Source organism: uncultured Sulfitobacter sp., from assembly GCF_947500075.1.
Classification (GTDB): Bacteria; Pseudomonadota; Alphaproteobacteria; order Rhodobacterales; family Rhodobacteraceae; genus Sulfitobacter.
On the sequence record NZ_CANMQS010000005.1, the window covers coordinates 292330 to 317146 of the forward strand.

At 61.7% G+C, this 24817-nt stretch carries 24 protein-coding genes; 13 read left to right on the plus strand and 11 right to left on the minus strand.

The genetic code is table 11. From position 1 onward, the window contains the following. On the minus strand, positions 1–588 hold the full coding sequence (locus Q1A91_RS17230; RefSeq protein WP_299880268.1) for a hypothetical protein: 588 nt from the start codon (positions 586–588) through the stop codon (positions 1–3). 104 nt (positions 589–692) lie between these two features. Beyond that, positions 693–1898, minus strand: coding sequence for an NnrS family protein (locus Q1A91_RS17235; protein WP_299880271.1), 1206 nt, complete (start codon positions 1896–1898; stop codon positions 693–695). A gap of 210 nt (positions 1899–2108) precedes the next feature. Between Q1A91_RS17235 and Q1A91_RS17240 the strand changes: the two genes are divergently transcribed. The 7 genes from Q1A91_RS17240 to Q1A91_RS17270 are packed head-to-tail and all read left to right on the plus strand — an operon-like array spanning position 2109 to position 10567. Continuing rightward, a complete protein-coding gene (locus Q1A91_RS17240) occupies positions 2109–4268 on the plus strand; it encodes a NosR/NirI family protein (RefSeq protein ID WP_299880274.1) in 2160 nt (719 codons plus the stop codon). 15 nt (positions 4269–4283) lie between these two features. Further along, the gene (gene nosZ / locus Q1A91_RS17245) at positions 4284–6197 is read left to right on the plus strand and encodes a TAT-dependent nitrous-oxide reductase (protein WP_299880277.1); all 1914 of its coding nucleotides are present in this window, start codon (positions 4284–4286) and stop codon (positions 6195–6197) included. Between the two features lie 4 nt (positions 6198–6201). Next, positions 6202–7449 carry a nitrous oxide reductase family maturation protein NosD gene (locus Q1A91_RS17250; protein WP_299880559.1) on the plus strand — a complete coding sequence of 416 codons (1248 nt, stop codon included), beginning with the start codon at positions 6202–6204 and terminating at the stop codon, positions 7447–7449. Beyond that, positions 7439–8341: an ABC transporter ATP-binding protein gene (locus Q1A91_RS17255; RefSeq protein WP_299880282.1), complete on the plus strand. Its 903-nt coding sequence runs from the start codon at positions 7439–7441 to the stop codon at positions 8339–8341. The genes Q1A91_RS17250 and Q1A91_RS17255 overlap by 11 nt, the downstream gene beginning before the upstream one ends. Then, the gene (locus tag Q1A91_RS17260) at positions 8338–9159 is read left to right on the plus strand and encodes an ABC transporter permease subunit (protein WP_299880285.1); all 822 of its coding nucleotides are present in this window, start codon (positions 8338–8340) and stop codon (positions 9157–9159) included. Before Q1A91_RS17255 ends, Q1A91_RS17260 begins: the two co-directional genes overlap by 4 nt. Continuing rightward, complete coding sequence (locus Q1A91_RS17265; protein ID WP_299880287.1) at positions 9156–9668, plus strand: nitrous oxide reductase accessory protein NosL; 513 nt, start codon at positions 9156–9158, stop codon at positions 9666–9668. The genes Q1A91_RS17260 and Q1A91_RS17265 overlap by 4 nt, the downstream gene beginning before the upstream one ends. Next, positions 9665–10567 (plus strand): FAD:protein FMN transferase, encoded by a 903-nt coding sequence (locus tag Q1A91_RS17270; protein ID WP_299880290.1) that lies wholly within the window; start codon positions 9665–9667, stop codon positions 10565–10567. Before Q1A91_RS17265 ends, Q1A91_RS17270 begins: the two co-directional genes overlap by 4 nt. A 1-nt stretch (position 10568) precedes the next feature. On the opposite strand, the gene Q1A91_RS17275 is transcribed toward Q1A91_RS17270, so the two are convergent. After that, the gene (locus Q1A91_RS17275) at positions 10569–11261 is read right to left on the minus strand and encodes a Crp/Fnr family transcriptional regulator (RefSeq protein WP_299880293.1); all 693 of its coding nucleotides are present in this window, start codon (positions 11259–11261) and stop codon (positions 10569–10571) included. 161 nt (positions 11262–11422) lie between these two features. On the opposite strand from Q1A91_RS17275, the gene Q1A91_RS17280 reads away from it, so the two are divergent. Together Q1A91_RS17280 and Q1A91_RS17285 are read left to right on the plus strand one after the other, a co-directional pair. Continuing rightward, positions 11423–12199, plus strand: coding sequence for a Crp/Fnr family transcriptional regulator (locus Q1A91_RS17280; protein WP_299880297.1), 777 nt, complete (start codon positions 11423–11425; stop codon positions 12197–12199). Further along, on the plus strand, positions 12199–12786 hold the full coding sequence (locus Q1A91_RS17285; RefSeq protein WP_299880299.1) for a DUF4202 domain-containing protein: 588 nt from the start codon (positions 12199–12201) through the stop codon (positions 12784–12786). Before Q1A91_RS17280 ends, Q1A91_RS17285 begins: the two co-directional genes overlap by 1 nt. A gap of 7 nt (positions 12787–12793) precedes the next feature. On the opposite strand, the gene Q1A91_RS17290 is transcribed toward Q1A91_RS17285, so the two are convergent. The 8 genes from Q1A91_RS17290 to Q1A91_RS17325 form a co-directional block, all read right to left on the minus strand. After that, a complete protein-coding gene (locus Q1A91_RS17290) occupies positions 12794–13045 on the minus strand; it encodes a cytochrome C oxidase subunit IV family protein (RefSeq protein WP_299880302.1) in 252 nt (83 codons plus the stop codon). Continuing rightward, positions 13042–13572 carry a cytochrome c oxidase subunit 3 gene (locus tag Q1A91_RS17295; protein WP_299880305.1) on the minus strand — a complete coding sequence of 177 codons (531 nt, stop codon included), beginning with the start codon at positions 13570–13572 and terminating at the stop codon, positions 13042–13044. Before Q1A91_RS17295 ends, Q1A91_RS17290 begins: the two co-directional genes overlap by 4 nt. Beyond that, positions 13569–15473, minus strand: coding sequence for a nitric oxide reductase D protein (locus Q1A91_RS17300; RefSeq protein ID WP_299880307.1), 1905 nt, complete (start codon positions 15471–15473; stop codon positions 13569–13571). Before Q1A91_RS17300 ends, Q1A91_RS17295 begins: the two co-directional genes overlap by 4 nt. A 4-nt stretch (positions 15474–15477) precedes the next feature. Next, positions 15478–16290 (minus strand): CbbQ/NirQ/NorQ/GpvN family protein, encoded by an 813-nt coding sequence (locus Q1A91_RS17305; RefSeq protein ID WP_299880308.1) that lies wholly within the window; start codon positions 16288–16290, stop codon positions 15478–15480. After that, entirely contained in the window at positions 16287–17657 is a 1371-nt protein-coding gene (locus Q1A91_RS17310; RefSeq protein ID WP_299880310.1) for a cbb3-type cytochrome c oxidase subunit I, read from the minus strand. The genes Q1A91_RS17305 and Q1A91_RS17310 overlap by 4 nt, the downstream gene beginning before the upstream one ends. Before the next feature lie 12 nt (positions 17658–17669). Next, entirely contained in the window at positions 17670–18122 is a 453-nt protein-coding gene (locus tag Q1A91_RS17315; RefSeq protein WP_299880312.1) for a cytochrome c, read from the minus strand. A 93-nt stretch (positions 18123–18215) separates the two neighbouring features. Continuing rightward, positions 18216–18593 (minus strand): cytochrome c family protein, encoded by a 378-nt coding sequence (locus Q1A91_RS17320; protein WP_299880316.1) that lies wholly within the window; start codon positions 18591–18593, stop codon positions 18216–18218. Positions 18594–18613: 20 nt separating this feature from the next. Next, positions 18614–20587, minus strand: a complete 1974-nt coding sequence (locus Q1A91_RS17325; protein WP_299880319.1) for a NosR/NirI family protein — start codon at positions 20585–20587, stop codon at positions 18614–18616. A gap of 124 nt (positions 20588–20711) precedes the next feature. Between Q1A91_RS17325 and Q1A91_RS17330 the strand changes: the two genes are divergently transcribed. The 4 genes from Q1A91_RS17330 (at position 20712) to Q1A91_RS17345 (ending at position 24811) form a co-directional block, all read left to right on the plus strand. Next, positions 20712–22454: a cytochrome D1 domain-containing protein gene (locus tag Q1A91_RS17330; RefSeq protein ID WP_299880322.1), complete on the plus strand. Its 1743-nt coding sequence runs from the start codon at positions 20712–20714 to the stop codon at positions 22452–22454. 95 nt (positions 22455–22549) lie between these two features. Next, positions 22550–23353: a uroporphyrinogen-III C-methyltransferase gene (gene cobA / locus Q1A91_RS17335; RefSeq protein WP_299880325.1), complete on the plus strand. Its 804-nt coding sequence runs from the start codon at positions 22550–22552 to the stop codon at positions 23351–23353. Further along, a complete protein-coding gene (locus Q1A91_RS17340) occupies positions 23346–23660 on the plus strand; it encodes a cytochrome c (protein WP_299880327.1) in 315 nt (104 codons plus the stop codon). The genes cobA and Q1A91_RS17340 overlap by 8 nt, the downstream gene beginning before the upstream one ends. Beyond that, on the plus strand, positions 23657–24811 hold the full coding sequence (locus Q1A91_RS17345; protein WP_299880330.1) for a cytochrome D1 domain-containing protein: 1155 nt from the start codon (positions 23657–23659) through the stop codon (positions 24809–24811). The genes Q1A91_RS17340 and Q1A91_RS17345 overlap by 4 nt, the downstream gene beginning before the upstream one ends. Positions 24812–24817: the final 6 nt, after the last annotated feature.

Consider the following 24817-nt stretch of genomic DNA (forward strand, 5'->3'; position numbering starts at 1 on the left):
TCAAACGCTGTGGCAGGAAACGCGGTGGGTTCTGACGCCGAAGATGTCTCCCAGGATATTGCGACCGGGGTTGATGACAAACCCAAAGCTCTCCTCCAATCCGGACTGCATGAGGATATCGGTGTGCGGGGTCATCCGCGTGCTGACGTCGAAACTGTCGCTTACCACATCGCGGCCATGGGCCAGCGCCCGTGCGGCACGTCGGCTTTTGATCACCAGATGGATCGGCTCGGACAGATGGCCTGAAATCTGATCCCCGCTGAGATCGCCGGCAACAAAACGGACGGGAAAAGTCAGGCAAATGCCCGGCGCATCCGTGCGCAGGACAGCCCTGCCGCTGCCTGCGATGCCGCGCAGCTGCAACAGCGTGACTTCGCGGGGGCGCGGCACAATGAGAAAGCCGAACGCGCCGACCGGAATGCTATGCCCGGCGCTCGTCTGAACGGCATGCCGGGTCGCAATGGCGTCTGTCGGGTGGGGCACATCGGCTGTTGCCGGGCTGTTTGTTGATGCGCAAAAGGCAAAAACGGCGAGGGTTCGATTGATGAAGTTTGGGAAAGACATGGTGTAATCCTGTGTTGGTGTCATATCGGCCTCCCGGACGGGGCGGCGACCTCCAACAAAGCGGTCCGGCGCGCAATCTTCGCCCGGAGACGCGATTCAGAACGTCCTGAATCGCGATTCAGACATGTCTAGTCAGAAGCGGATGAACGGCTCAGCAGCAAGAGCCGTCCATAGTGTATGGCAAAACCCAGAAAGGCCGTGACCCAGAGAACCGCAGCGGCCCAGTAAAAAGGGGTCGCAAGGCCGGGCCAGACGCCCGCAAAGACGCGCAGGACAACGGCAAGGATCAGCGCGCCGTAGATCATGACCGTCCCGCCGGTCGCGGTGAGCGGCTGTCCAGTGTGACCCAGCGTTGCACGGGTCATAATCGCAAGTGTCATCAACCCAATCGCGCCCGCCATCCACAGGTGCTGCACCGTTCCACGACCTGCCGTGCCGGGGATCAGGATTTCCAAAGCAAGGGCCATCGCGCCGAGCGGGACAAAGGCATAGGCAACATGCAGCACCGCGATCAGCGGTTCGGCAAGCGTCCATCTGCCGGCCCAGCGCGCCAGCCGCAGGATATGCAGCACACCGGCCACCGCCAGCAGCGCAGCCACCCAACGGGCATCCGGCATCGCGACCCAACCGGTCAAAGCCACTAGCATCGCCAGCAAGGCGATCTTGTCGAAGCGCTGCATCGGCGGAACCGGCAGGGTTGTCGCGTTCTGCTTGGCCAGCCAGTTGCGTGTGAAGGAGGGGACGACCCGCCCGCCGATGACGCTGATCATCAAAATACCCGCGCCAAGGCCGATGCGCAGGCCATAGCCCTGAGCGGGATATGCGCCTGAGGCGGCTTCCCAGTGAAAGACTGCGTCGCCGATCATGATGAGCACCAGCATGCCCAGCACCATCAGGTTGCGCCAGTTGCGGCCCGCGATGATCTCTCGGGCGATGACTGCGGTCAGGGCCACGGGCATGGCCAGATCAATCAGGGCAGTGGCAAAGGGGGGCAGGTAAGATGACAGGGCAACCGCCGCGCGTCCGGCGATCCAGAGCGCAAACAGCAGCGCAAGCGGCCAGCCGACAATCGGCAGGCGCCCGGTCCAGTTGGGGACCGCTGTCAGCAAAAAGCCTGCCACGACAGCCAGCAGGTATCCAAACAAGAAGGCATGTGCGTGCCAGGACACCGGGTCAAACGCCGTGGGCAGGGTCACGCCACCGGTCATCATCGGCACCCACAAAAGCATCGCAATCACCGCCCACAGGGCCGCCCCAAGAAAGAAGGGTCGAAAGCCGTAGCTGAGCAATGCCGGACCATGCCAGTGGCGCATTTGTTCGACCGTGCGGGCCATATGTTGTCCTACCATTCCTGTACGCCCCAAGCATCCGGGCGCACCACACACTGCTTTATCCACCGAAGGGTCAGGGCAAGGCTTTGATCTCACTCAAATCGCGGCCCCTTTCTGTCCAGAGCTTCCGACGGTTTCGCGCCCGCGTTGCCTTGACTTTGGTTAAGGATAAAGACGCCCATTCCCTGAATAGTCGCGCGGAGGAGCCTCCGCATGTTTCCATTCAGGGTTGTTGTCGCAGTGTGCTGCGTTTTTCTGGTGAGCCTTTTGGCCACAGCGCGCAGCAGTGCTGCCGACACATTGGCAACCTTCCTGCCGAACCTCAGCGCGGCCGACTTCGCCGAGGGCGCTGATGGGTTCGGCGCGATTGACCCCGACACAAAAGTCGCCGCTGTTCTCAAGGGTGGCGCGACGGTTGGCTACGTTTTCCTGACCTCTGACTTCGTCGGCACAACGGGGTATTCCGGCAAGCCCATCCACGTGGTGGCGGGCATCGACCCGGATGCCAACCTGATGGCGGCGCATCTGGTCAAACACTCCGAACCCATCGTGCTGATCGGCATCCCGGATCGCAAGATCAAGGCGCTTACCGAAGGGTATCGGGGCCTCGACCTGAAAGTTGAGGCTGAGACGGGGGGCGCAGGGCATGAGCTGGACATCATCTCTGGTGCCACGGTCACGATCATGGTGATCGACGACAGCATCGTGCGCGCAGGCATCAAGGTGGCGCGGATGCTGGCACTTGGGGGCCTTGCCCCGTCAGTGGCCGTCCCCCGTCGGGAGATTGACCGCACCAGTGATGCAACGGCGGACTGGATGACGCTGACGGGCGATGGATCAGTGCGGCAGCTGGCCCTGGACATCGGTCAGGTCAACCGCGCGTTTGAACAGGGCGGGGATGAAAAAGCCATCGCGCGCCCCGAACCCGGCGCGGCAGAGGACACCTTTATCGAGATGACGGCAGCGATTGTCAGCATCCCCGAGATTGGCCGCACCCTGCTGGGCGAAGCGGAATACGCCAACCTGACGGAGTGGCTGGAGGAGGGCGAAGAAGCGATCCTTGTCACCGGGCGGGGCACGTATTCCTTCAAGGGCTCGGGTTACGTGCGGGGCGGCATCTTTGACCGTATTCAGCTTATTCAAGGCGACCGCGCCGTGCGGTTCTTTGACCGCGATCACAAGCGGCTGGGCCGTCTGGCCCCCGAAGATGCGCCTGCCTTTGTCGAACTGGACCTTTTCAAGATCCCTGCCGATGCCGAGTTTGATCCGGCGGCGCCGTGGCGGCTGCAACTGCTGGTCCAGCGCGCCACCGGCGCGGTCAGCAAGGCGTTTGTGACATCTGATCTGGGCTACCAATTGCCGGAACGTTTCATCAAGGCGGCACCTGTCACCCATCCCGTGGTAGAGGATGAGGCCGCCGCCAAAGCCGCGCTCTGGCAGCGGGTGTGGCGCGACAAACAGGTTGAGATCGGCATTCTGGCTGCCATGCTGGGCGTGCTGACCGGCATCTTCTTTTTCCAGAAACAGATCACCCGCAACGCCCGGTTTTTCTACTGGCTGCGGGTTGGCTATCTGACCGTGACGCTGGTGTTCCTTGGCTGGATGATGAACGCGCAATTGTCGGTGGTGAACCTGCTGGCGCTGGGTGGCGCGATGCGGTCGGGGTTCTCATGGGATGCTTTCCTGCTGGACCCGCTGGTGTTCATCCAGTGGTTCGCGATTGCAGCCGCATTGCTGTTCTGGGGCAGGGGGGCCTATTGCGGCTGGCTGTGTCCTTTCGGCGCCTTGCAGGAGTTGTCCAACAAGATCGCGCGGGCGGTGAAAATCCCGCAATTCGATCTGCCATGGGGCCTGCATGAGCGGTTATGGCCTGCCAAGTACATGATCTTCCTCGGCCTCTTTGCCGTTTCGCTCACCTCATTGCCCCGCGCCGAAGCGCTGGCAGAGGTGGAGCCGTTCAAGACCGCGATCATCCTGAAATTCGCCCGCGACTGGCCTTTCGTGGTTTTTGCGCTGGGGATGCTGGCGATTGGGCTGTTCGTGGAGCGTTTCTATTGCCGCTACGTCTGCCCGCTGGGGGCGGCGCTGGCGATCCCTGCGCGCATCCGCATGTTCGACTGGCTCAAACGCTACCGCGACTGCGGCAACCCTTGCCACACCTGCGCCAATGAATGCCCCGTTCAGGCGATCCACCCAACCGGAGAGATCAACCCGAACGAATGTGTGAACTGCCTGCATTGTCAGGTGCTCTACCAGTCCGAGGCCAAATGCCCGGTGATCATCAAACAAGTCAGACGCCGCGCCAAAAGTGCGGCCAGCACGGAGGCACTGGAGGCCTTCACCAAGAAACCACCTGTTTTGGAAACGCAATAAAGAAGGAGACGCACCATGTCTGAAGAAGAACGCAAGTCAAAGATGCGATTGAACCGCCGCCAATTGATGGGGGCAACTGCCGGAGGGGCTGCATTGGCTGCTGCGGGCGGGGCAGGATTGCTGGGCAGTGCAACGCCCGCCCATGCGGCGGAAGGCAACTTCAACCTCGCGCCCGGTGAGCTGGATGAATACTACGGCTTCTGGTCGTCTGGTCAGACGGGCGAAGTGCGTATCCTGGGCTTTCCGTCCATGCGCGAGTTGATGCGCATTCCGGTCTTCAACCGGTGCTCCGCCACCGGCTGGGGTCAGACCAACGAGAGCCTTCAGGTCCTGACCGAAGGCCTGCTGCCAGAGACCAAGGAAATGCTCGCCAAGCGCGGCATGAAAACCTACGACAATGGCGATCTGCACCACCCGCATATGTCGTTCACCGACGGCACCTATGATGGTCGTTACATCTTCGCCAATGACAAGGCGAACACGCGGGTCGCGCGTATCCGTTGTGACATCATGAAATGCGACAAGATCATTGAGATCCCCAATGCCCAGGACATCCACGGCATGCGGCCGCAAAAGTATCCGCGCACCGGATATATCTTTGCCAATGGCGAACACGAAGTGCCCTTGGTGAACGATGGCAAAGTGCTCGACAAGCCAGAGGAATACGTGAACATCTTCACCGCCATTGATGGCGATGAGATGAAAGTCGCCTGGCAGGTGATCGTCAGCGGCAACCTTGATAACTGCGATGCGGATTATCAGGGCAAATACGCTTTTGCGACCTCCTATAACTCTGAGATGGGGATGAACCTTGCCGAAATGACGGCGAATGAGACGGATCACTGCGTGGTCTTCAACATCAAGGCCATCGAAGCAGCGGTCGCCGCTGGCGAAGGTCAGATGCTGAACGGCGTGCGGGTGCTCGACGGGCGCAAGACGGCGGGCAGCCAGCTCACCCGCTACATCCCGATCCCGAACAGCCCGCACGGCTGTAACGCGGCCCCCGACAAGCAGCATATCGTGATCAACGGCAAACTGTCGCCCACGGTATCGGTGATCGATGTCACAAAGGTCGATGCGGTGTTTGAAGGCGCGGACCCACGGTCTGCCATCGTGGCGGAGCCTGAGCTGGGTCTGGGCCCGCTTCACACGGCGTTTGACGGCAAAGGCAACTGCTTTACCACGCTGTTCCTTGATAGCCAGGTGGTCAAGTGGAACATGGCGAAAGCCATTGAGGCCTACGGTGGGGCGGATGTGGATCCGATCATTTCCAAAGTCGATGTGCATTACCAGCCGGGCCACAACTCCACCTCTATGGGGGAGACGGCGGAAGCCGACGGCAAATGGCTGATCTCGATGAACAAGTTTTCCAAGGACCGGTTCCTGAACACAGGGCCGCTGAAGCCGGAGAACGAGCAGTTGATCGACATCTCAAGCGATCAGATGAAGGTGGTGCATGACGGCCCGACTTTTGCCGAACCGCATGACAGTATCATCGTACATGCCTCAAAGGTGAACCCGGTCAACATCTACAGCCGCGATGATCCGGGCTGGGAAGCCGCGCGTCGGCAGGCGGCAGCGGATGGTGTGGATCTTGAGGACGGGCATCCCGAACCCATCCGGGATGGCAACAAGGTGCGGGTCTACATGTACTCCATCGCGCCTGAGTTCAGCCTTGAGAAGTTCACTGTGCAGCAGGGGGATGAGGTGACGATCTATGTCACCAATCTGGATGACATCGACGATGTGACCCATGGTTTCTGCCTGTCCAACCACGGGATCGCGATGGAAGTGGGACCGCAGCAGACGTCTTCGGTCACGTTCACAGCGGACCGTCCGGGCGTGCATTGGTACTACTGCCAGTGGTTCTGCCATGCCCTCCACATGGAGATGCGCGGCCGGATGTTCGTCGAACCCCGGTCGGCTTGAAGCGATGGGTCTGTTGAGGGTGATCCTGTTGGTATTGATCGGCGCTGTCCCTGCGCTGGCCGGTACCGGCACGCCCTTGCAGCCCATGGTGGACGCCGCTCCACCGGGTGCGGTGTTGCGGCTGGCGCCGGGCCTTTACGAAGGCCCGGTGCATATCTCACGTGGCATAAAGCTGATCGGCGGGGACGGGGTCCGGGTTACCGGGACCGGGCAAGGCTCGGTCGTGACGGTGGATGCGCCGGGTGTCGTCGTCGAGGGGTTGCTGATCAGCGGATCGGGTGATGATCACGAAACGAAGGACGCTGGCATCACCCTGACGAAAGCCGCCATGGGCGCGGTGATTGCGGGGAATGTCCTGCACGGGAACCTCTACGGCATTGATGTGCACGGCGCGCGGGATGCGGTGATCCGCGGCAATGTCATCGAAGGCCGCCAAGGCCACCGGATGAACCAGCGCGGCAACGGCATCTACGTCTGGAATGCGCCGGGTACGATTGTCGAAGGCAACGATGTGCGCTGGGGCCGGGATGGCATCTTCGTCAATACCTCCAAGCGCAACATCTTTCGCGGCAACCGGTTCCGCGACCTGCGGTTTGCGGTGCACTACATGTATGCCAACGAAAGCGAGGTCAGCGGAAACCTCTCGATGGGCAACCACCTCGGCTTTGCAGTGATGTATTCCAAACGGGTCAAGGTGCTGGACAATGTCTCTATCAATGACCGGGACCACGGGGTGATGCTGAACTTCACCAACCGGTCCGAGGTGCGCGGCAACTACGTGCAGGACGGCGCGAAGAAGTGCCTCTTCGTCTACAACGCCCACAAGAACACGATTGAAGACAACCGGTTCGAACGCTGCGGCATCGGCATCCATTTCACCGCCGGGTCCGAGCGGAACACAGTGACCGGCAACGCCTTTGTCGGCAACCGGACGCAGGTCAAATACGTCTCCACCAAATGGCTCGACTGGGCGACAGAGGGTCGGGGGAACTACTGGTCCGATTTCGTGGCAACCGATCTGGATGGCAACGGGATCGCCGACGGCACCTACCGGCCCAATGACAGCATTGATCAGGTCTTGTGGAGCCAACCCGCCGCCCGGCTTTTGCTGGGATCGCCAGCGGTGCAACTGGTGCAATGGGCGCAGTCGGCGTTTCCCGCGCTGACCCCCGGCGGGGTGATGGACAGCGCACCTTTGATGCGCCCGGTGGAGATTTCCGTGCCGGACTGGGGGGCAGGCTATGGTGGATAGATCCGTTCTTGAGGTGGCGAACCTCACCCGGCGCTTCAAAGGCGATGGCGGTGTGTCAGATGTGTCGCTTACTGTTCAGGCAGGAGAGCGCGTTGCGCTCCTGGGGCACAACGGCGCGGGCAAATCGACCTTGATGAAAGGCATCCTCGGCCTGCTGCCGATTGACCGTGGCCGCGTGCTGATTGCAGGGCACGCGATCGGCAGTGCAGCGGCGCGGGCGGCGGTGGCCTATCTGCCCGAAGCGGTGGCGTTTCATCCCGCGCTGACGGGACGCGAGCAATTGCGGCTTTTTGCCAAGCTGGCCAGAGTACACCGCAAGGAAGCGGATGATTTGCTGGATCACGTGGGGCTGGGCCACGCCGCCGACCGGCGCATCGGCACCTACTCCAAGGGCATGCGCCAGCGCCTTGGCATGGCGCAGGTGTTTCTGGGCAAACCCGCACTGGCGCTGCTGGATGAGCCGACTAGCGGGCTGGACCCGATTGCGCGGCATGATCTTTACACGCTGATCGACGGGTTGGCCGCGCAGGGCACTGGCGTCATGATCGCCTCCCATGCCCTGACAGAGATTGAAGCCCGCACCGACCGCATTGCCATCCTGCGCAGGGGTGCGCTGGTGGCGGATGCGCCCTTGCCCACGCTTTTTGCGCGCGCCGGGTTGCCCATCCGTATCCGGGTTGAGGCGCCGGGTGATGCAGGCGCGCTCTTTGCCCGGTTTGGCGGGCAGCGGATCAATGGGGCGCGGGTGGAATTTGCTGTGACCCCGGATAAAAAGATGGCGCGGCTGGCTGAAGTAACGGCGCTGGGCGCGGAAGTCGCGGATATGGAAATCATTCCGCCCTCGCTCGAAGACCTCTACCGCCACTATTCGCAACAGGAGAGCAGCGCATGAGCATGATCCTTGCCATCGCCGGGGTGGAGTTCCGCATCCTGCGCCGCAACCGCTGGCTGGTGATCGCCACGGCATTGCTGGCGGTCTTTGCGCTTGCCCTGACTCTGGCCGGGGCCACGACGTCTGGTGCGCTGGGCGTTGATCTGCTGACGGTGTCGGTCGCGTCGATGACAACGCTTGCGGTCTATCTGGTGCCCTTGGTGGCGCTGTTGATGTCGTTTGAAGCCATCGCGGGGGACGCTGAACGGGGATCGCTGGCGCTGGTGCTGACCTATCCGGTGTCGCGGGGAACGCTGTTGCTGGGCAAGTTCAGCGCGCATCTGGCGGGTTTGGCCATTGCGGTGGTGATGGGGTTTGGCGTGGCGGGTGTGCTGGCCTTCGCCCTTGGGGGGGCGGGCGTGGACAGCGGGCTGGCGCTGGTGCGGCTGATGGCGGGTTCGGTCCTGTTGGGGGCGGCGTTTCTGGCTTTCGGCTACGTTGTGTCCAGTTTCAGCAGATCAGTTGCTGCGGCCGCAGGCGGCGCCGGGTTCGTCTGGCTGATCCTTGTGGTGCTCTATGATCTGGTGCTGCTGGCGTTGGTGGTCTGGGACAATGGCGGCACGTTCAGCCGACAGGTGTTCCCCTGGGTGCTGGCCGCCAACCCCGCCGATGCGCTGCGGCTCTTCAGTGTGACGGCATCCGCCGATCAGGCCTTGGTCAGTGGCATGGGCTCGGCAGTTGCGGCTTTGCCGCAGGGGGCCGCACTGGTGTCGCTGTTTGCATGGCCTTTGGTCGGCTTGATGCTGGCGCGGCTGGTTTTTGGACGGAGGGTTCCATGAGAGTGCTTTTGGTATTGTCGCTGGCCCTGCTTGCGGCCTGCAAGGATGAGGTCGCGGAAGCCCCCGATCCCTTACCGCTGACCGCTGAAAACGTGGCGTATTACTGCATGATGGACATCTCCGAACATCCCGGTCCCAAGGCGCAGATCTTTCTCGATGGCATGCCCGATCCGATCTTCTTTGCGCAGGTTCGTGATGCCTTCACCTATGTCGCCAGCGCAGAGCAGGAAGGCTATATCGCGGCCATCTACGTGAATGACATGGCGCAAGCCCCCTGGGAGACGCCCGGTGCGGACAACTGGATGCACGCCAATGACGCCCATTTCGTGATCGGGTCCGGCAAGGTCGGTGGCATGGGCGCGCCGGAACTGGTGCCCTTCTCTGATCCCGCCGCAGCGCAGAGCTTTGCGGCGCGCCATGGCGGCACAATCTACCGCATGGATGCGGTCCCCGATGAAGCCTTTCTGGCACCCGTAGAACTGGTGTTTCGGCAGGAGGAGTCCCAATGACACAGGCAACCGTAACCCGGCGCAGGCTGCTCCAGATATCAGCCGCCGTCCCCTTGGCAGGGCTGAGCGCTCAGGCCGCCGCAGCAGCGCCAGCCGCACATTGGCAAGGTGTGGCGCTTGGGGCGCCCGCGCAGATCGTGCTGGCCGGGATGACGCAGGATGAAGCAGGGCCGGTCTTTGCCATGGTCCGCGATGAGATTGCCCGCCTTGAGGCGATTTTCAGCCTCTATCAGACCGGGTCCGCGCTCTCAAAACTGAACGCCGCAGGCCGTCTGACGCAGCCACCGCCCGAACTGCTGGAAGTGCTGAGCCTGTCTGCGGCTGTCTGGTCGGCCTCGGAAGGGGCCTTTGATCCAAGCATACAGAGGCTGTGGCAGGCGCGCGCGATGGGGGTGCCGGACCCGAAGGTTCAGGGTGGTTTCGGCGATCTGCGGCTTGCTGCGGATGAGATCGTGTTGCGGCCCAGGACCGCGTTGACACTCAATGGCATCGCACAGGGGTACATCACGGACCGTGTCGCCGCTGTGCTGCGCGGGCAGGGGCTGCGCGATCTGGTTGTCGACGCGGGGGAGCAACGCGCGCTGGGCATGCGGCCGGGTGACGGCGGCTGGCGGATCGGCATTGCCGCGCCGACAGGAGCGGTTCTGGCACAGGTTTCCCTGCGGGACCGGGCGCTTGCCACATCTTCGCCGGAAGGCACCGTTCTGCCAGACGGACAGGGACATATCCTTGACCCGCGCACCGGGCGTTCAACGGCGCGCTGGGGGACGGTCAGTGTCCTGCACGACAGTGCCGCCGTTGCCGATGCGCTTTCAACGGCGGCCTGCTGTCTGAATGCCCAGGACACGCAAATGATGCTCCGCCATTTTGACGGTGCCGCGCTTGCCTACCGGGGATGAGTCAGTCTTTTTGTAACATCTCGCGCAGACGGTCTTTGTCCGCGATCTGCGCCACTTGTCCGTCGATCTGAACGCCGAATTTCTGCAATTCGGAAAAGGTCCGGGACAACTGCTGTGGGCTGGTGCCCAGCTTGGCCGCGATGAGGGATTTGCTGAAAGGCAGAGTGAAGGTTGACGGCTTGTCGTTGCCCTTGGCTTGTTCCAGCAGGAATTTCGCCAGCCGCTCCCGAAGGGTGCGCGACTTGAGCCATTCGACATTGTCGACCAGCTCATGCAGCTTGCCGTAGACCGACGCCAGCGTCTGAGCGAGCACATCGCGGTTACCCTGTATGAGAGTGAGCATCATTTCGCCGTTGATGGCGAGGACCCGCAGCGGTGTCATTGCCTGGGCAGAGACAGGGTAAGGTCTTCCCAGAAAGGCAGGCGCTTCAGCGAGGCTCTCTCCGGTCCGAAAAGTTGCAATCAGCGTTTGACTCCCATCCCGTTCCTCTCTGGTGATCTGCGCCCAGCCGTCAAGGATCAGAAACAGGTTTTTGGCGCGGGTGCCGCGCTCAAACAGGTATTCCGAGCGTTCAAGAGTGATGATGGAACCTCTGGTGACAAGACTGGACATCTCCTCATCGGTCATGGCGGCGCACAGTACGGATTTTTTCAGGATGTGACGATCCTGACCATTCAGTAATGGCGCGTCCATAGTGGTGCTCCCTTGAGGCATCATAAGCTGTCGTAGCATGGGGCCCCTGTTGGAAGAACTCAAACCTGATCTGGAGCGCAGGCACTTTTTTCAGCCCCGAACTCCATATTTGAGATTCCTCAAGGACAGTTTGCCCCGCCGCAGCCATCGTGGAGCACAGGATGGATATTCCATCCATGCGGGAAAAACCCGCCGACGTGGTGCAGCCATACCGCGACAGGGACATAGAAAGAACCGACATGGAAACCATGATCGAGACGGCCAGAGAGGCCGCGATTTTCAATCGTGTGCCGCCAGCAAGAGTGGATGATCTGTTAAAACGCGCGGCCCTGCGCAGACTTGACCGCGGGTCGTCGATCTATCTGCAGGGGGAGTGGGCGCATAGTCTTTTCATCATCCTTGACGGATGGGTCAAAACCTATCGCATGACACCCTGCGGCAACGAAGCTGTTGTGGGGATTCACACCAAGTCAGATACCTTCGGAGAAGAGGCCGCACTGGCCGATCAGGACTTTGTCGCCGGTGCCGAAGCGGTGTCAGATGCCATGGTCGTGCAGATTGATGCGCATGTCCTGGCGCAGGCTCTCGCGGATGATCTGGCACTCTGCCAATCCGTTCTCTCTGGCGCGATGGAACACAACCGGTGCCTTGTCCAGCATCTCGAACAGCTCAAGTCTCACACCGGCGGCCAGCGGATCGCGGATTTTCTGCTGTCCCTTTGCAAGGGGAAACATGGCGATTGCACTGTTGTTCTGCCCTACGACAAAGTGCTGATTGCCGCATGGCTCGGCATGAAGCCGGAATCGCTCAGCCGTGCCTTTCGGCGCCTCAGAAGCTATGGTGTGACCATCAAGAAGGACCACGCCGTCATCGCCTCGGTGGAGCGTCTGGCCCAATACGCGGATGAAGACCCCGCAGAAGCATGGAGCGCACGCTGATGACCAGCAAGCTGAACACCGTCCTTGCCGCCATTGATGCCGCAAACCGTGCTGATCCGAAGGTGGCGCAGGATGACGACGGCGCAGACCAGCCTGAGGCTTATCTCTACGGGCTGCGCATGACTGCGGAACTCGACCGGCTTTTTGGGGCGCAGGCCAGCGACGTCCTGCGCATTGCCGCACGGGGGCAGCACATCGAACGCTGGCTGCTCAAACGGGCGAACTACCCCGAAGGGCGCACAGGCTATCTGACCTGGCGCCGCGATCAGGGGCGTGCGCACGGTGCGCGGTTGGCGGGTTTGATGGCCGACGCAGGCTATGACGCGCAGGAGTGTGAGCGGGTGGGTGTGTTGCTGCGCAAGGAAGGGATCAAACGGGATGCCGAGGTGCAGCAGCTTGAGGATGTGATCTGTTTCACCTTTCTGAAGTGGTACTTCGGGCCCTTTGCCGCCAAACATCCGCAGGAAAAGGTGCTCGATATCGTTGCCAAGACGGCGCGCAAGATGTCTGCCGACGCCCGAACACGGGTGCTGGCGGAGTTTGATCTGCCGGGTGAGCTTGCAGTCGCGGTCAAGGCCGCCGCGTAACACGCCGTCACGCAGCCAGCAGCAGGACCAGCATCACAGAGATCAACGCGGCAAGGCCGGCAAGGATACCCCCTTGCCAACCCATAACGCCTCTCAGCTCCAGATAGTCCAGCAGAATAAGACGCGCCTTCGCCCCGGCGATGATCAGGATCATCACCCCCATCAACGCGGCAGGCAGATCGCTGAAATGCAGCAGTGTGCTCACAACGGTCAGCGCTGCCAAAAGAACCCATGCCCGCGCAAGATTGTGTTTCGTCATAGCAGATACACCACCGGGAAGAGCAGAACCCACACCAGATCAACCATATGCCAGAACGCAGCCCCGGTCTGGACCACGCGCGGCACAGCCGACCAACCGACAAGGGCAAGGATCACGATGCCCGCGACCACATGGGCGGCATGAAACCCGGTCAGCAGGTAGTAGAACATGAAAAAACTATGCGTCTCAAAGGTGATGCCCGCCGCAGATTTACTGCTGTATTCCACCGCTTTGAGGATCAGGAACACGACACCCAGAAGGCTGGCCAATGCCAGCCACAGCCGCGTGGCCGTCACGGTCTGCGCGATCACCGCACGGGCGGCAGCATAGCCAGAGGTGACAAGGATGATCGTGTTGACGCCTGCCAGACCCACCATCAGATGCGCCTGCGCGGCTGCAAAACCCGCAGGGTCGGTCAGGCGCATCGCCATGAAGGCCAGCAATCCCGCCCCGAAGACCGCCAGTTCGGAGAAAATCAGGACCCACATCATCACCTCACCCGGCAGTCCCCGGCGGGTGACGCTCATCCGCCGTCTCCGACCAGTTGGCGGTAGAGGGCGGGCAGGGTGGTGGTCAGATGCTCGGGCTGCGCAATCACGGCATAGCCGCCGGGCCCAAACAGGCGCGGAAACCAGCTTTGTCCTTTCGGATCGACCGTGATGCCGAACACGGACTGGCCCTGCCTGCGCGCCTCAAGCACCGCTTTGCGGGTGTCTTCAATACCGTGCCGCCCTTCATAATGGTCGATGTCATTGGGTTTGCCATCGGTCAGGACCAGCAGCAGTTTGGAGGTCTGCGGCGTCCCGGACAGGTCAGCAGAGACATGGCGGATCGCGGCCCCCAGCCGGGTGTAGAACCCCGGCCGCAGGGCTGCCAGCTTGCATTCGATGGCTTCGCTCATGGGGTCGCTGAAGTCCTTGCACCGCTCCACATAGACCCGGTCCCGCCGCAGGGAGGAGAACCCATGAATGGCCAGCGGATCGCCGCAGGCATGCAGCCCCCAGGCCAGCGCCGTCAGCGCCTCGCGCTCAATGTCGATGACCGCACGGCCCGTCACAGCACTTTCAGTGCTGCGGGAGGTGTCAATCAGGATGGAAACCGCCAGATCACGCGCCGTCGGGCGGGTCTGGCACCACAACCGGTCCTGTGCGGACCCGGTGGCGGCCAGATCGGCACGGGCGCGAATGACCGATGACAGGTCCAGTGTGTCGCTGTCAGGCTGCGATTTCAACGTGACGGGGCGCGGCCGGAACGCCTCAAACTGGCGGCGCACGGTGCGGATGCGGCGCGCGGCGCGGGCATCTTGCGGGGCGGGGGCCTCCGCCGGGTCGATGTCGGAGGCATACACACAGCAATGATCCTTGAGGTAGCTGTGCGATTTCACGTCCCACTCATCATAGGTATGTCGGCCCGCAATCGCTTCGCGGTTCACGTCAGCGGCAGACAGATCAAGGTTCAGTTTGAACTTGGTTGCAGGCGCTTTGGAGATGTCTGTCAGGGACAGTTCATCCAGATCATCCATCGCTTTCTTGGCGGCATCCAGATCATCATCATCGGTGCGCCGGTTGAGGTTCAGAAAGTCTGCGAAGCTCAAGATCGCCTCGAACTTGTGCAGGATCAGACTGTCCCGCCGCTCCGTCTGATCGGCGGCTTTGCGTGTGCCCTTCTTGGTCGTGTCCAGCGTTTCCTGCTCTGTGTTTTCTTCGGCTTCCGGGGGCGTATCACTGGCCTGAAAGGGGCTTGCGTCGGCCGGGATCAACCGTAGCCACAGCGGCACGGGGCGCACTGGGCGGTAGTGGCGCGGCGCAGTATCGGGCAGGGCAGGCGGCGCGTCCCCTTCGCCAAGGGTGTAGCGGGTGAGCGCCTCAAGCGCGGCTTCGGTACGCGGCAGGGTGTTGCGGGGGCGCGCGGCAAGATGGGCGTTTTTCAAAGCCGTGTGGAGGGGTCTGAGGCCGGGACAATGTGTCAGCGTGTGCAGGGTGAGGGCTTGTGCGGATTGGATATAGGTCAGGTCGCCCGCAAGCGGATCGTCTGAGTAAGCCGGGATCTTCTCTACCCCGGCAGCACAGGCGGTCAGCCATGTGTAAAGGTTGCGGTTCAGAGGGGCGTCATCAAACAGATCAAGCGTCACGGGCAGGCGCAGGATGCCGCCGTCAAAGCTGGCTTGCGGCACGGTTTCGGCCCATGTGCCCAGCTTGCGGCGAAAGCTCAACCGGTGGTGGCTCGTCTCCGCCGCGACGGGGCGCAGTTCCACCGATGCGGGGCCGCCAAGGCCACGGAAGAGGACGGCAAGCCGCGCGGTTTCGTTCTCCAGATGCACGGCTGCTTCGGGGTATTGCGCCTCCGGCGCGTCAAAATGGCTGGCCCAGCGGTGCCAGAGCTTGCCGATGGTTTCTTCCGGCTCCCAGGGTTCGATGGCGTCTGACATCGCCTCAGCCGAAGATGGCGGTGACGATGTCGGTCAGGCCCTGTTGCACGTCCGCGTCATCCGACAAAGGCTCAATCATCGCGGCATGGATCGCCTGCGGCATCGGCATGCCCTTGGCAATCAGCGTCGCGGTATAGATCACCAACCGGGTGGAGACGCCTTCCTCAAGGTCTTGTCCCTTTAACGCCCGGAACTTTCCCGCAAGCCGCACAAGGTTGTTGCACTTTGCCGGGTCCAGCCCGCTCTCCTGTGCGACAATCTTCGTCTCCTGATCGGGAGGCGGAAAATCGAAGGTGGCGGACAGGAACCGCTGCCGGGTTGAGGGTTTCAAGGTCTTGAGAATGTTCTGATAGCCGGGGTTGTAGGAGGCCACCAACATGAAGCCGGGTGCTGCTTCCAGCGTCTCTCCGGTCCGGTCGATGGGCAGGATGCGGCGGTCATCGGTCAGCGGGTGCAGCACCACGGTCACATCCTTGCGCGCCTCCACCACCTCATCCAGATAACAGATCGCCCCCTCGCGCACCGCGCGGGTCAGCGGCCCATCGGCCCAGACCGTGTCCCCGCCTTTCAGCAGATAACGCCCGATCAGATCAGAAGCCGACAGATCATCGTGACACGCCACCGTATAGAGCGGCCGCCCCAGGCGCGCGGCCATGTGGGTCACAAACCGCGTCTTGCCGCAGCCCGTGGGCCCTTTGAGCAGAAGCGGCATTTCATTGCGAAACGCCGCTTCAAAGAGGTCACATTCGGACCCTTGTGCCATGTAAAAGGGGGCGTCTGCCACGCCCCCTGACGTTGGTGTCCGGGCAAGGTTCATTCCGCCGCCACCGGTTGCTTGTCAGCGGGGCTGATGATCTCCTTGCGGGGCAGGGCCACCGCATAGATGAACAAGAGCGCCCCAATCACCACGGCCACGCCGGAGCCGAAGCGCATCCAGTAGAACACGGTCAGCGCATCCTGCACGTCCATGAAATACTCCCCCTGTACCCGCTGCGCGTGGGTTTGCACCGTGCCCGCAAAGGTCAGCACAAAGGTCATGAAGGTCATGCCACCGGCCATCAGCCAGAAGGACGCCATGTTCAGCACCTGATTGTAGGGATCACGCTGGCGCAGGATCGGGAAGGCGTAGCTGAAGATCGCAAGGTTCAGCGACACATAGGCGCCAAAGAACGCCAGATGCCCGTGGGCGGCGGTGATCTGCGTGCCGTGGGTGTAGTAGTTGATCCCGTGCAGCGTATGCAGGAACCCCCAGACACCCGCGCCAAAGAACGCCAGCGTCGCACAGCCCAATGACCACAGCAGTGCCGCCTTGTTCGGGTGATCCTTGCGGCCTTTCCACACCATGACAAAGGCAAAGGCCATCATGCCGAAGAACGGGATCACTTCGAGGCTGGAGAATATTGACCCGATCCACTGCCAGTACCCCGGCGTGCCGATCCAATAGTAGTGGTGACCCGTCCCAAGGATGCCGGAGAAAAGGGCGGTGGCCACGATCAGATAGAGCCACTTTTCCACGATCTCCCGGTCCACGCCCGTCAGCTTGAGCATCAGAAAGGCGAGGATGGAGGCCATGATCAGCTCCCATGTGCCTTCCACCCAAAGGTGCACGACATACCACCAGTACTGCTTGTCCAGTGCGAGGTTGGAGGGGTTGTAGAAGGCAAAGAGAAACAGCAGCACCAGACCCCAAAGGCCCAGCAACAACACGTTGGAGATGGCTGTCTTGCGCCCCTTGAGGGCGGTCATGGTGACGTTGAACATGAAGATGAGCGCGGCCACCACGATGCCCAGCTTGACCCACAAGGGTTGCTCCAGGAACTCGCGCCCCTCTTTGCCCAGCAGCCAGTTGCCTTCAAACAGGTTGAACACATAGGTCACCACAACGCCCAATGTGCCAAGCACCAGGATCAGCAGCTGGATATAGGCCAGCGTGGGGGAGTGGATCTCGCATTCGCATTCCTCGGGCAGGACGAAGTACGCAGCACCCATGAACCCCAGCAAAAGCCAGACGATCAGCGAATTGGTGTGCAGCATCCGCACGATGTTGAAGGGCAGCAGTTCCGACAGAAAATTCGGGCTGACATAGATCCAACCGGCCAGCAGTCCCCCCAGAACCTGAATGGCAAAAAGCGCGAGGGCTGCGGAAAAATAGACCAGCGCGATGGATTGAGATTGATACTTCATGGCTGTGTCCCCTTACCCTGCATCATTCGGCGGCCAGTCCTGATTTCTGATCCGGTTGGTCCAGAGCAGAAACTCACTGAGCGCGCGGTATTCTTCATCGGTGAGATCGAAATTCGGCATCTGCCGCCGCCCCTCGATGCCGGTGGGCATCGCGTCCATCCACGCCTTGAGCGTCTCGAACGCCGCTTCGGGATCGTCTTCGACGCCCCAACGCTTCATCACGTTGCCCACTTCAGGGGCGAAATACGCGCCTTCTCCCAGGATGGTGTGACAGTTGATACAGGCGTTGTGTTCCCAGACACGTTTGCCATGGGCGACCTCTTCGGTCAGGCCCGCGGTGTCCGTGGACGTGGTGACGATATAGCGGTGGGAATGGACAGACAGTCCGATGAAGATGAGTATGAAAAACAGTGACCCGCCATAGAAAATGTTGCGGGCCATGGAAGTCGTGAGAACATCACGCATCCTATCCTCCTTGTTCTAGGGGCCGGATTTGGGGGCCCTGAAGATAGAATGGTTAAGGCCGCGCGCGGCGGCCTTAACGAAAGTCAAGAAAGCTCACTCGAAGGTGGCGAGATAGGCAATGACGTTGTCGATATCCGCCTCCTTGCGCAGGCCGGGGAAGGACATCTTGGTGCCATCCATGAAATCCTTCGGCTTGGTCAGATAGGCGGTGAGGCTGGCTTCGTCCCAGACCAACCCATCGGCGGCCATGGCTTTCAGCGCGTCGGAGTATTTGAAACCCGCGTTTGCGCCAGCGGCGGCATCAACGATCCCATTGAGCATCGGCCCCACCTTGTTCTTGGCACCATCCCCAACCGCATGGCAGGCTTTGCACTTGCGAAACACCTTTTCGCCCTTGGCGGCATCGCCTTCTGCAAGGGCCGGCGCGGCGAGGGCCAGCGTGAGCAGGCCGATGGAAAGTTTTTTCAACATGGGATTTCCTTTCGTTGACGTCAGGCCGCGCGGTTGCGGCGTTTGAGAACCGTACAGGTGTGCGGCTCGTGGAAGATCATCTGACAGCGAAGACAGAGGATACATTCGTTCGGGTTGATGCGGCCCAGCGGGTCGATGGCGCCCACCGTGCAGTTTTGCTCACACAAGCGGCATTCGCGCCCGCATTGCGGACGGCGGCGCAGCCAGTCGAAGATCTTGAGCTTGGCCGGGATCGCAAGCGCCGCCCCCAGCGGACAGAGATAGCGGCAATAGGCACGCTCCACATAAAGACCGACGGTCAGGATCAGACCGACAAACAGCAAGAAGGGCCAGGCGCGGACAAACCGCAACGAAATGGCGGTTTTGAACGGCTCCGCTTCGGCAAGGATCAGCGCGTCTTTCATCGCATAGAAAGACAGCGCCAGAATGGCAAGGAACAGCGTATACTTGATCACCCACAGGCGTTCATGCACCGCATTGGGGACCGCGATCTGCTTGATGCCCAGCTTCTGCGCGGCCTGATTGGTCAGCTCCTGCAACGCGCCAAAGGGGCAAAGCCATCCGCAGAAAACCCCGCGCCCCCAGAACAGCAGGCCAAGGGCGGTAAAGCCCCACAGGCAGAAGATCAGCGGCTCCAGCAGGAACACTTCCCACCGAAAGCCGCTGAGCAACGCATGGAAAAACGCGACCACCTGCACCACCGAAAGCTGCGCCCCAAGGCCCATGCCGAGCCACAGGAACGTGGTGAGCAGAAATGCCGTGCGCCCCCACAGCCACAGGCGCGGGCGTTTGACGAAGGCATCCTGAAAGAACAGGATCACAAAGAGCGTGCCCAGCATGATCCCGAGTGTGATGAGCGGGACAGTCTTGGCCTCCCAGGCTGCGCGCCACGCGGGCGGCGGCGCGGGTGGTGGGGCTGCGGGGTGCAGGAATGTCTCTCCAAGGGCGAAGGGCAGGGGGATCGGCAGGGTGACTGCATCGCGGGTTGCCGTGATGGTCACAGTGAAAGGGCGCGCGATGTCGATCCGGTCGCGGGGGATGGCGAAAAGGCTGGCTTCTTTCACCTGCGGCGCGCCCTCGGCGTCGAACTGGCCCAGCCGCTGATACCCCTCAGCCAGTGGAACAAAGGACACAGCGTCCTGCGCCAGCGTGACCCGGTCAAACACACCCGACCTGCGCCATGCAGTGCCGCGGTGGGAGTGTAATCCACGGCTGGCAATCAGCAGTGCGTCATGGTCGGCGGGCAGGGCGGCAATGGCGCGGCGGAAGGTGGCTGGACCCAGCAGGTTCTGGCCAATGGTCGCGGGATCAAGAACACTGATCCAGACCTCCAGAAAGGTGCCGTCCTTGTCCGGGATCGGTGGTCTGGCGTCGGGCAGGGCGACGGCGGCTGCGCGCAGGCTGACGCGGGTATGGGCAAAGGCGCCCATCCGCTCCAACCCGGCCCAGCTTGCGGGCGTGTAGCTGACCCGGTCCAAACCGCCATGATCCGGCGTGGCCAGCAGCCGCGCGGTATGCAGGATCGCATCACGGATCACGCCGGTGGAGACGGTCGCACGGCTGATGATGTCGGGCACCTGGGATTGCGTGTCTTCGCCTGCGCGGAGCCCTGCAAATCCGTCCACATAAGCCGCGATGTCCTGATCAGAGATGCCCAGCGTCAGGATCGGCTCTGCATGCGCAATCAGCTCGGCTCCGGTGATGGTCCCCGAGGGGTCGACCGCGACCAGAATGTCCAGCGGCTTGCCGGAATAGCCTGTCGCGTGCAGCATCTCCCAGGTGGATCCGATCTGACCGATGACATCGCGGCTTTCGGGGTCCAGCACCTGCCATTCACCCGGCGTATCGACGTCCTGTTGCAACAGCACGTCTGTACCGCTGACCCCCAGCAATCGCGCGGCCTGTGCCGCATCAGGTGCGCCCTGCGCCCACGCCAATGACGCGCCCCAAAGGGACGCGATAACGGTCAGTATCGCCAAGGTTTTCAAGCGCATCACCACCTCTGATCCGACCTTGCCGCGCACCGGGTTTGCGCGTCTTGACCAAAGTCAAGGCTGAGGGTGGCCAGTGTCGCCCAGCCTTAAGGGCATCGGATTTCATGCAGCTGGAGCCACGCCTATGTCCCTTTCTTCCCTTACCCGTTCCGTCGCCGCCGGGGCTTTGTTGTCCCTCTCTGCCAGCCTGTCATATGCGCAGGACAAACCCGCCGATCACGGCGATGACGCCTCTGCTTCGTATCAGCCGTCGCTGACCACGCTGGGGCAGATCCAGGTGGAAATTCCCGGTCGTAAACCCGGCGATCCGGTGATGACACCCAGCGAATACCAATCCTCCAACCAGATCTACTTTCAGCGCTGTGCGGGCTGTCATGGCGTGTTGCGCGCCGGTGCCACGGGCAAGGCGCTGACCACCGACATCACCCGCGAAAACGGCTATGAATACCTGCGTGACTTCATCACCTACGGCTCCCCGGCAGGCATGCCCAACTGGGGCACCTCGGGTGAGATGACCGAAGAGCAGGTCGACGCCATGGCGCGGTACCTCTTGCTTGACCCCGCCGCGCCGCCCGAATGGGGCATGGCTGAGATGCGCAACAGTTGGAAAGTCGTCGTCGCCCCCGAGGATCGCCCGACCGAGAAGATGAACGACATCGACATCGACAACCTCTTCTCCGTCACCTTGCGGGACGCGGGCCAGATCGCGCTGATTGATGGCGCCAGCTATGAGATCAAGTCGATCATCGACACCGGTTATGCCGTGCACATCAGCCGGATCTCGGCTTCTGGCCGGTATCTGTTCGTGATTGGCCGGGACGCCAAGGTGGTGATGATTGATCTGTGGATGAAGGAACCCGGTGCCGTGGCCGAGATCAAGGTCGGCTCCGAAGCGCGCTCTGTCGAGACGTCGAAATTCGAAGGATACGAGGACAAATACGCCATCGCCGGCGCCTACTGGCCGCCGCAGTTCGTGATCATGGACGGTGACACGCTGGAGCCGCTGCGGATCAAATCCACACGCGGCATGACCTATGACGAGCAGGAATTCCACCCCGAACCCCGCGTCGCGGCGATCCTGGGCTCGCACTACAAGCCTGAGTTTCTGGTCAACGTCAAAGAGACCGGCAAGATCCTGATGGTGGATTACTCCGACATCGACGCCCTGAAGGTGACCGAGATCAACGCCGAACGCTTCCTGCACGACGGCGGGCTGGACAGCACCCGGCGGTATTTCCTGACGGCGGCGAATGCGCGGGGCAAGATCGTGGTGATCGACACCAAGGAAAGCACCAAGGTTGCGGTTATCGAATCCGAAGGGGAGACCCCGCACCCCGGTCGCGGGGCCAACATCATGCACCCGACCTACGGTCCGGTCTGGGCCACGTCCCACCTTGGCGATGACACGGTTGCGCTTATCGGGACAGACCCCGAAGGCAACCCCGATCACGCCTGGAAAATGGTGCAGCAGCTCTATTCGCTGGGCGGCGGGTCGCTCTTTGTCAAATCGCACCCCACGTCGAACCACCTTTATGTGGATGCGCCGCTGAACCCGGATGCGGAAATTTCGGGTTCTGTCGCGGTCTTCAAGATCGATGAACTCAGCCAGGAGGAGCCGGAATACACCGTGCTGCCGATTGTTGAATGGGCAGGCATCGCCGAAGGGCAACCGCGTGTGGTTCAGGGTGAGTTCAACAAGGAAGGCAACGAAATCTGGTTCTCCGTCTGGAACGCCGCCAGCCTTGAGAGCGCGATTGTGGTGGTCAACGACAAGACGCTTGAGATGAAGCACGTCATCAAGGACGAGCGGCTGATCACTCCTACGGGCAAGTTCAACGTCTTCAACACACGCGCGGACGTCTACTGAGGCAGGCCGCACAACAGGCGCGGCAGGTCACTCCCTCCGGTCGCGCCTGACTTTTTGCATCCGTTCCTTCGGGGACATGAATTCAAGGACGCGATATGTTGAATGGTTCGATTACCGGTGAAGTGTTTTTGATCGGCACAGGGCCGGGCGATCCTGAGTTGCTGACGCTCAAGGCGCTGCGGATGATCCAGGGGGCTGATGTGGTCGTGCATGACCGCCTTGTCTCCCAACCGATCCTTGATCTGATCCCCGACGGGGTTGAGCGGATCGATGTCGGCAAAAAGCCCAATCATCATCCGGTGCCGCAGGCGGAGATCAACGCGCTGTTGCTGCGGTTGGCGCAAAGCGGACAGCGGGTGGCGCGGGTCAAAGGGGGCGATCCGATGATTTTCGGCCGCGGCTCGGAAGAGGCGGCAGTGCTGCGCGCGGCAGGCATCCCGGTCTCTTTCGCCCCCGGCATCACGGCAGCGCAGGGTGTGTCGGCCGCCACGGGGGTGCCACTGACCCATCGCGGTTTGGCCACAGGCGTGCGCTTCGTGACGGGCCATTGTCAGGCCAACAGGCCGCTTGATCTGGATTGGGCGGGGCTGGCCAATCCCGACACCACGCTGGTGGTCTACATGGGCCACGCCAATATGCAGCAGATCGCGGGCGCGTTGTTGGCACACGGCTTGCCTGCGGACCATCCTGTGTTGGTGGTCATGAACGGCACGCGCCCGAATGAAACCCGTCTGGTCACGCATCTGGGCGCGTTGCAGACCAAACGCGCGACAATTGCCGTGCCCGGTCCTGTGCTGTTCATTGTCGGGCGGGTGGTCCGCTTGCTGGATGAAATGGCGGGTCCTGAGACCGACGCCATCTTGCAATCACCAGAATTGCAGCGGGTGCTGCATGGGTAAAACCGCGTTCATATCAGCAGTGCTTTTGACCTCTCCCGCCTTGGGAGAGGTGGCTTTGTCTGACGCGGATCAATCCCGGCTGGAACATTTGGTCGTACAGGATTGCGGATCTTGCCACGGTTTGCGGCTGACCGGTGGATTGGGTCGGCCAATCACGCGTGAGGCGTTGGAAGGTCACACCCTCGAAGGGCTTCAGGCGATCATTCTGGACGGTATTCCGGGCACGGCGATGCCCCCCTGGCGGCCGTTGCTGACCGAAGACGAAGCGGCATGGATCGCCGCCTATTTGCTGGAGGTGCGCGGATGAGACAGATCTTTGCGGCATTGATGACCCTTGCGGCCCTTGCCGGTGCTGCGCTGGCAGAGCCGAAGGTGCACGCCACGGGGGACATGGGGATCGTGATCGAACGGGCCAGCGGATCGGTGCTGATCGTTGACCAATCTGATATGGACATGCTGGCGCGGGTGGAAGGGTTTGGCGATCTGTCCCACGCCAGTGCGGTTTTCTCGCCCGATCAGCGCTACGCCTATGTCTTTGGCCGTGATGGTGGTCTTACCAAGCTTGATCTGGTCACGCAGCAGATCACAGGCCGTATCATTCAGGCGGGCAATGCCATTGGCGGGGCGATCTCGGACGACGGGCGACTTGTGGCTGTGTCCAATTATGAACCGGGCGGCGTGCGGGTCTTTGATGCCGACACGCTGGCACTGGTTGCCGATTTTCCCACAGGTTCCAAAACCATCGGGCTGGTGGATGCCCCCGGCAGGCGGTTCGTCTTTTCGCTGTGGGACGATGGAGAGACATGGATCGCCGATTTGTCCGATGAGACGCCTGTACTGACCAAGATCACCGGCATGGGCGCGAACCCCTATGATGCGCTGATCACCGGTGATGGCCGCCGCTATATCGTGGGGTTGTTCGGCGAAGACGGCCTCAGCACCATTGATCTGTGGGCCAACGTCCCGACAGTGCAGCGCATCCTGCCGAACTATGGCCGTGGTGAAGACCCGCTGCCCGTCTATAAAATGCCCCACCTTGAAGGCTGGGCGCTGGCGGGGGACCGCTTTGCGCTGCCCGCCGTGGGGCGTCACGAAGTCCTGTGGCTGGACGCTCAAAAGCTGACTGAGCTGGGACGCACCAAAACCCATGGCCAGCCGATCTTTGCCGTGGCGCGCCCCGATGGACGCCATGTCTGGGTGAATTACGCCCATCCGAACAATGACACGATCGAAGTGATCGACACCCGATCAGGCGAAGTGCTGCGCAGCCTCAAACCCGGCCCCGCCGTGCTGCATATGGAGTTCACCGCACGTGGGCATCAGGTCTGGGTCTCTGTCCGCGATGCCAACCGCATCGACATCTACGACACGCAGACATTCGAAAAACTGGGGGAGATTCCGGCGCAAACGCCGTCAGGCATCTTCTTTACGGCACGGGCCCACCGCATTGGGCTTTGAAAGGAA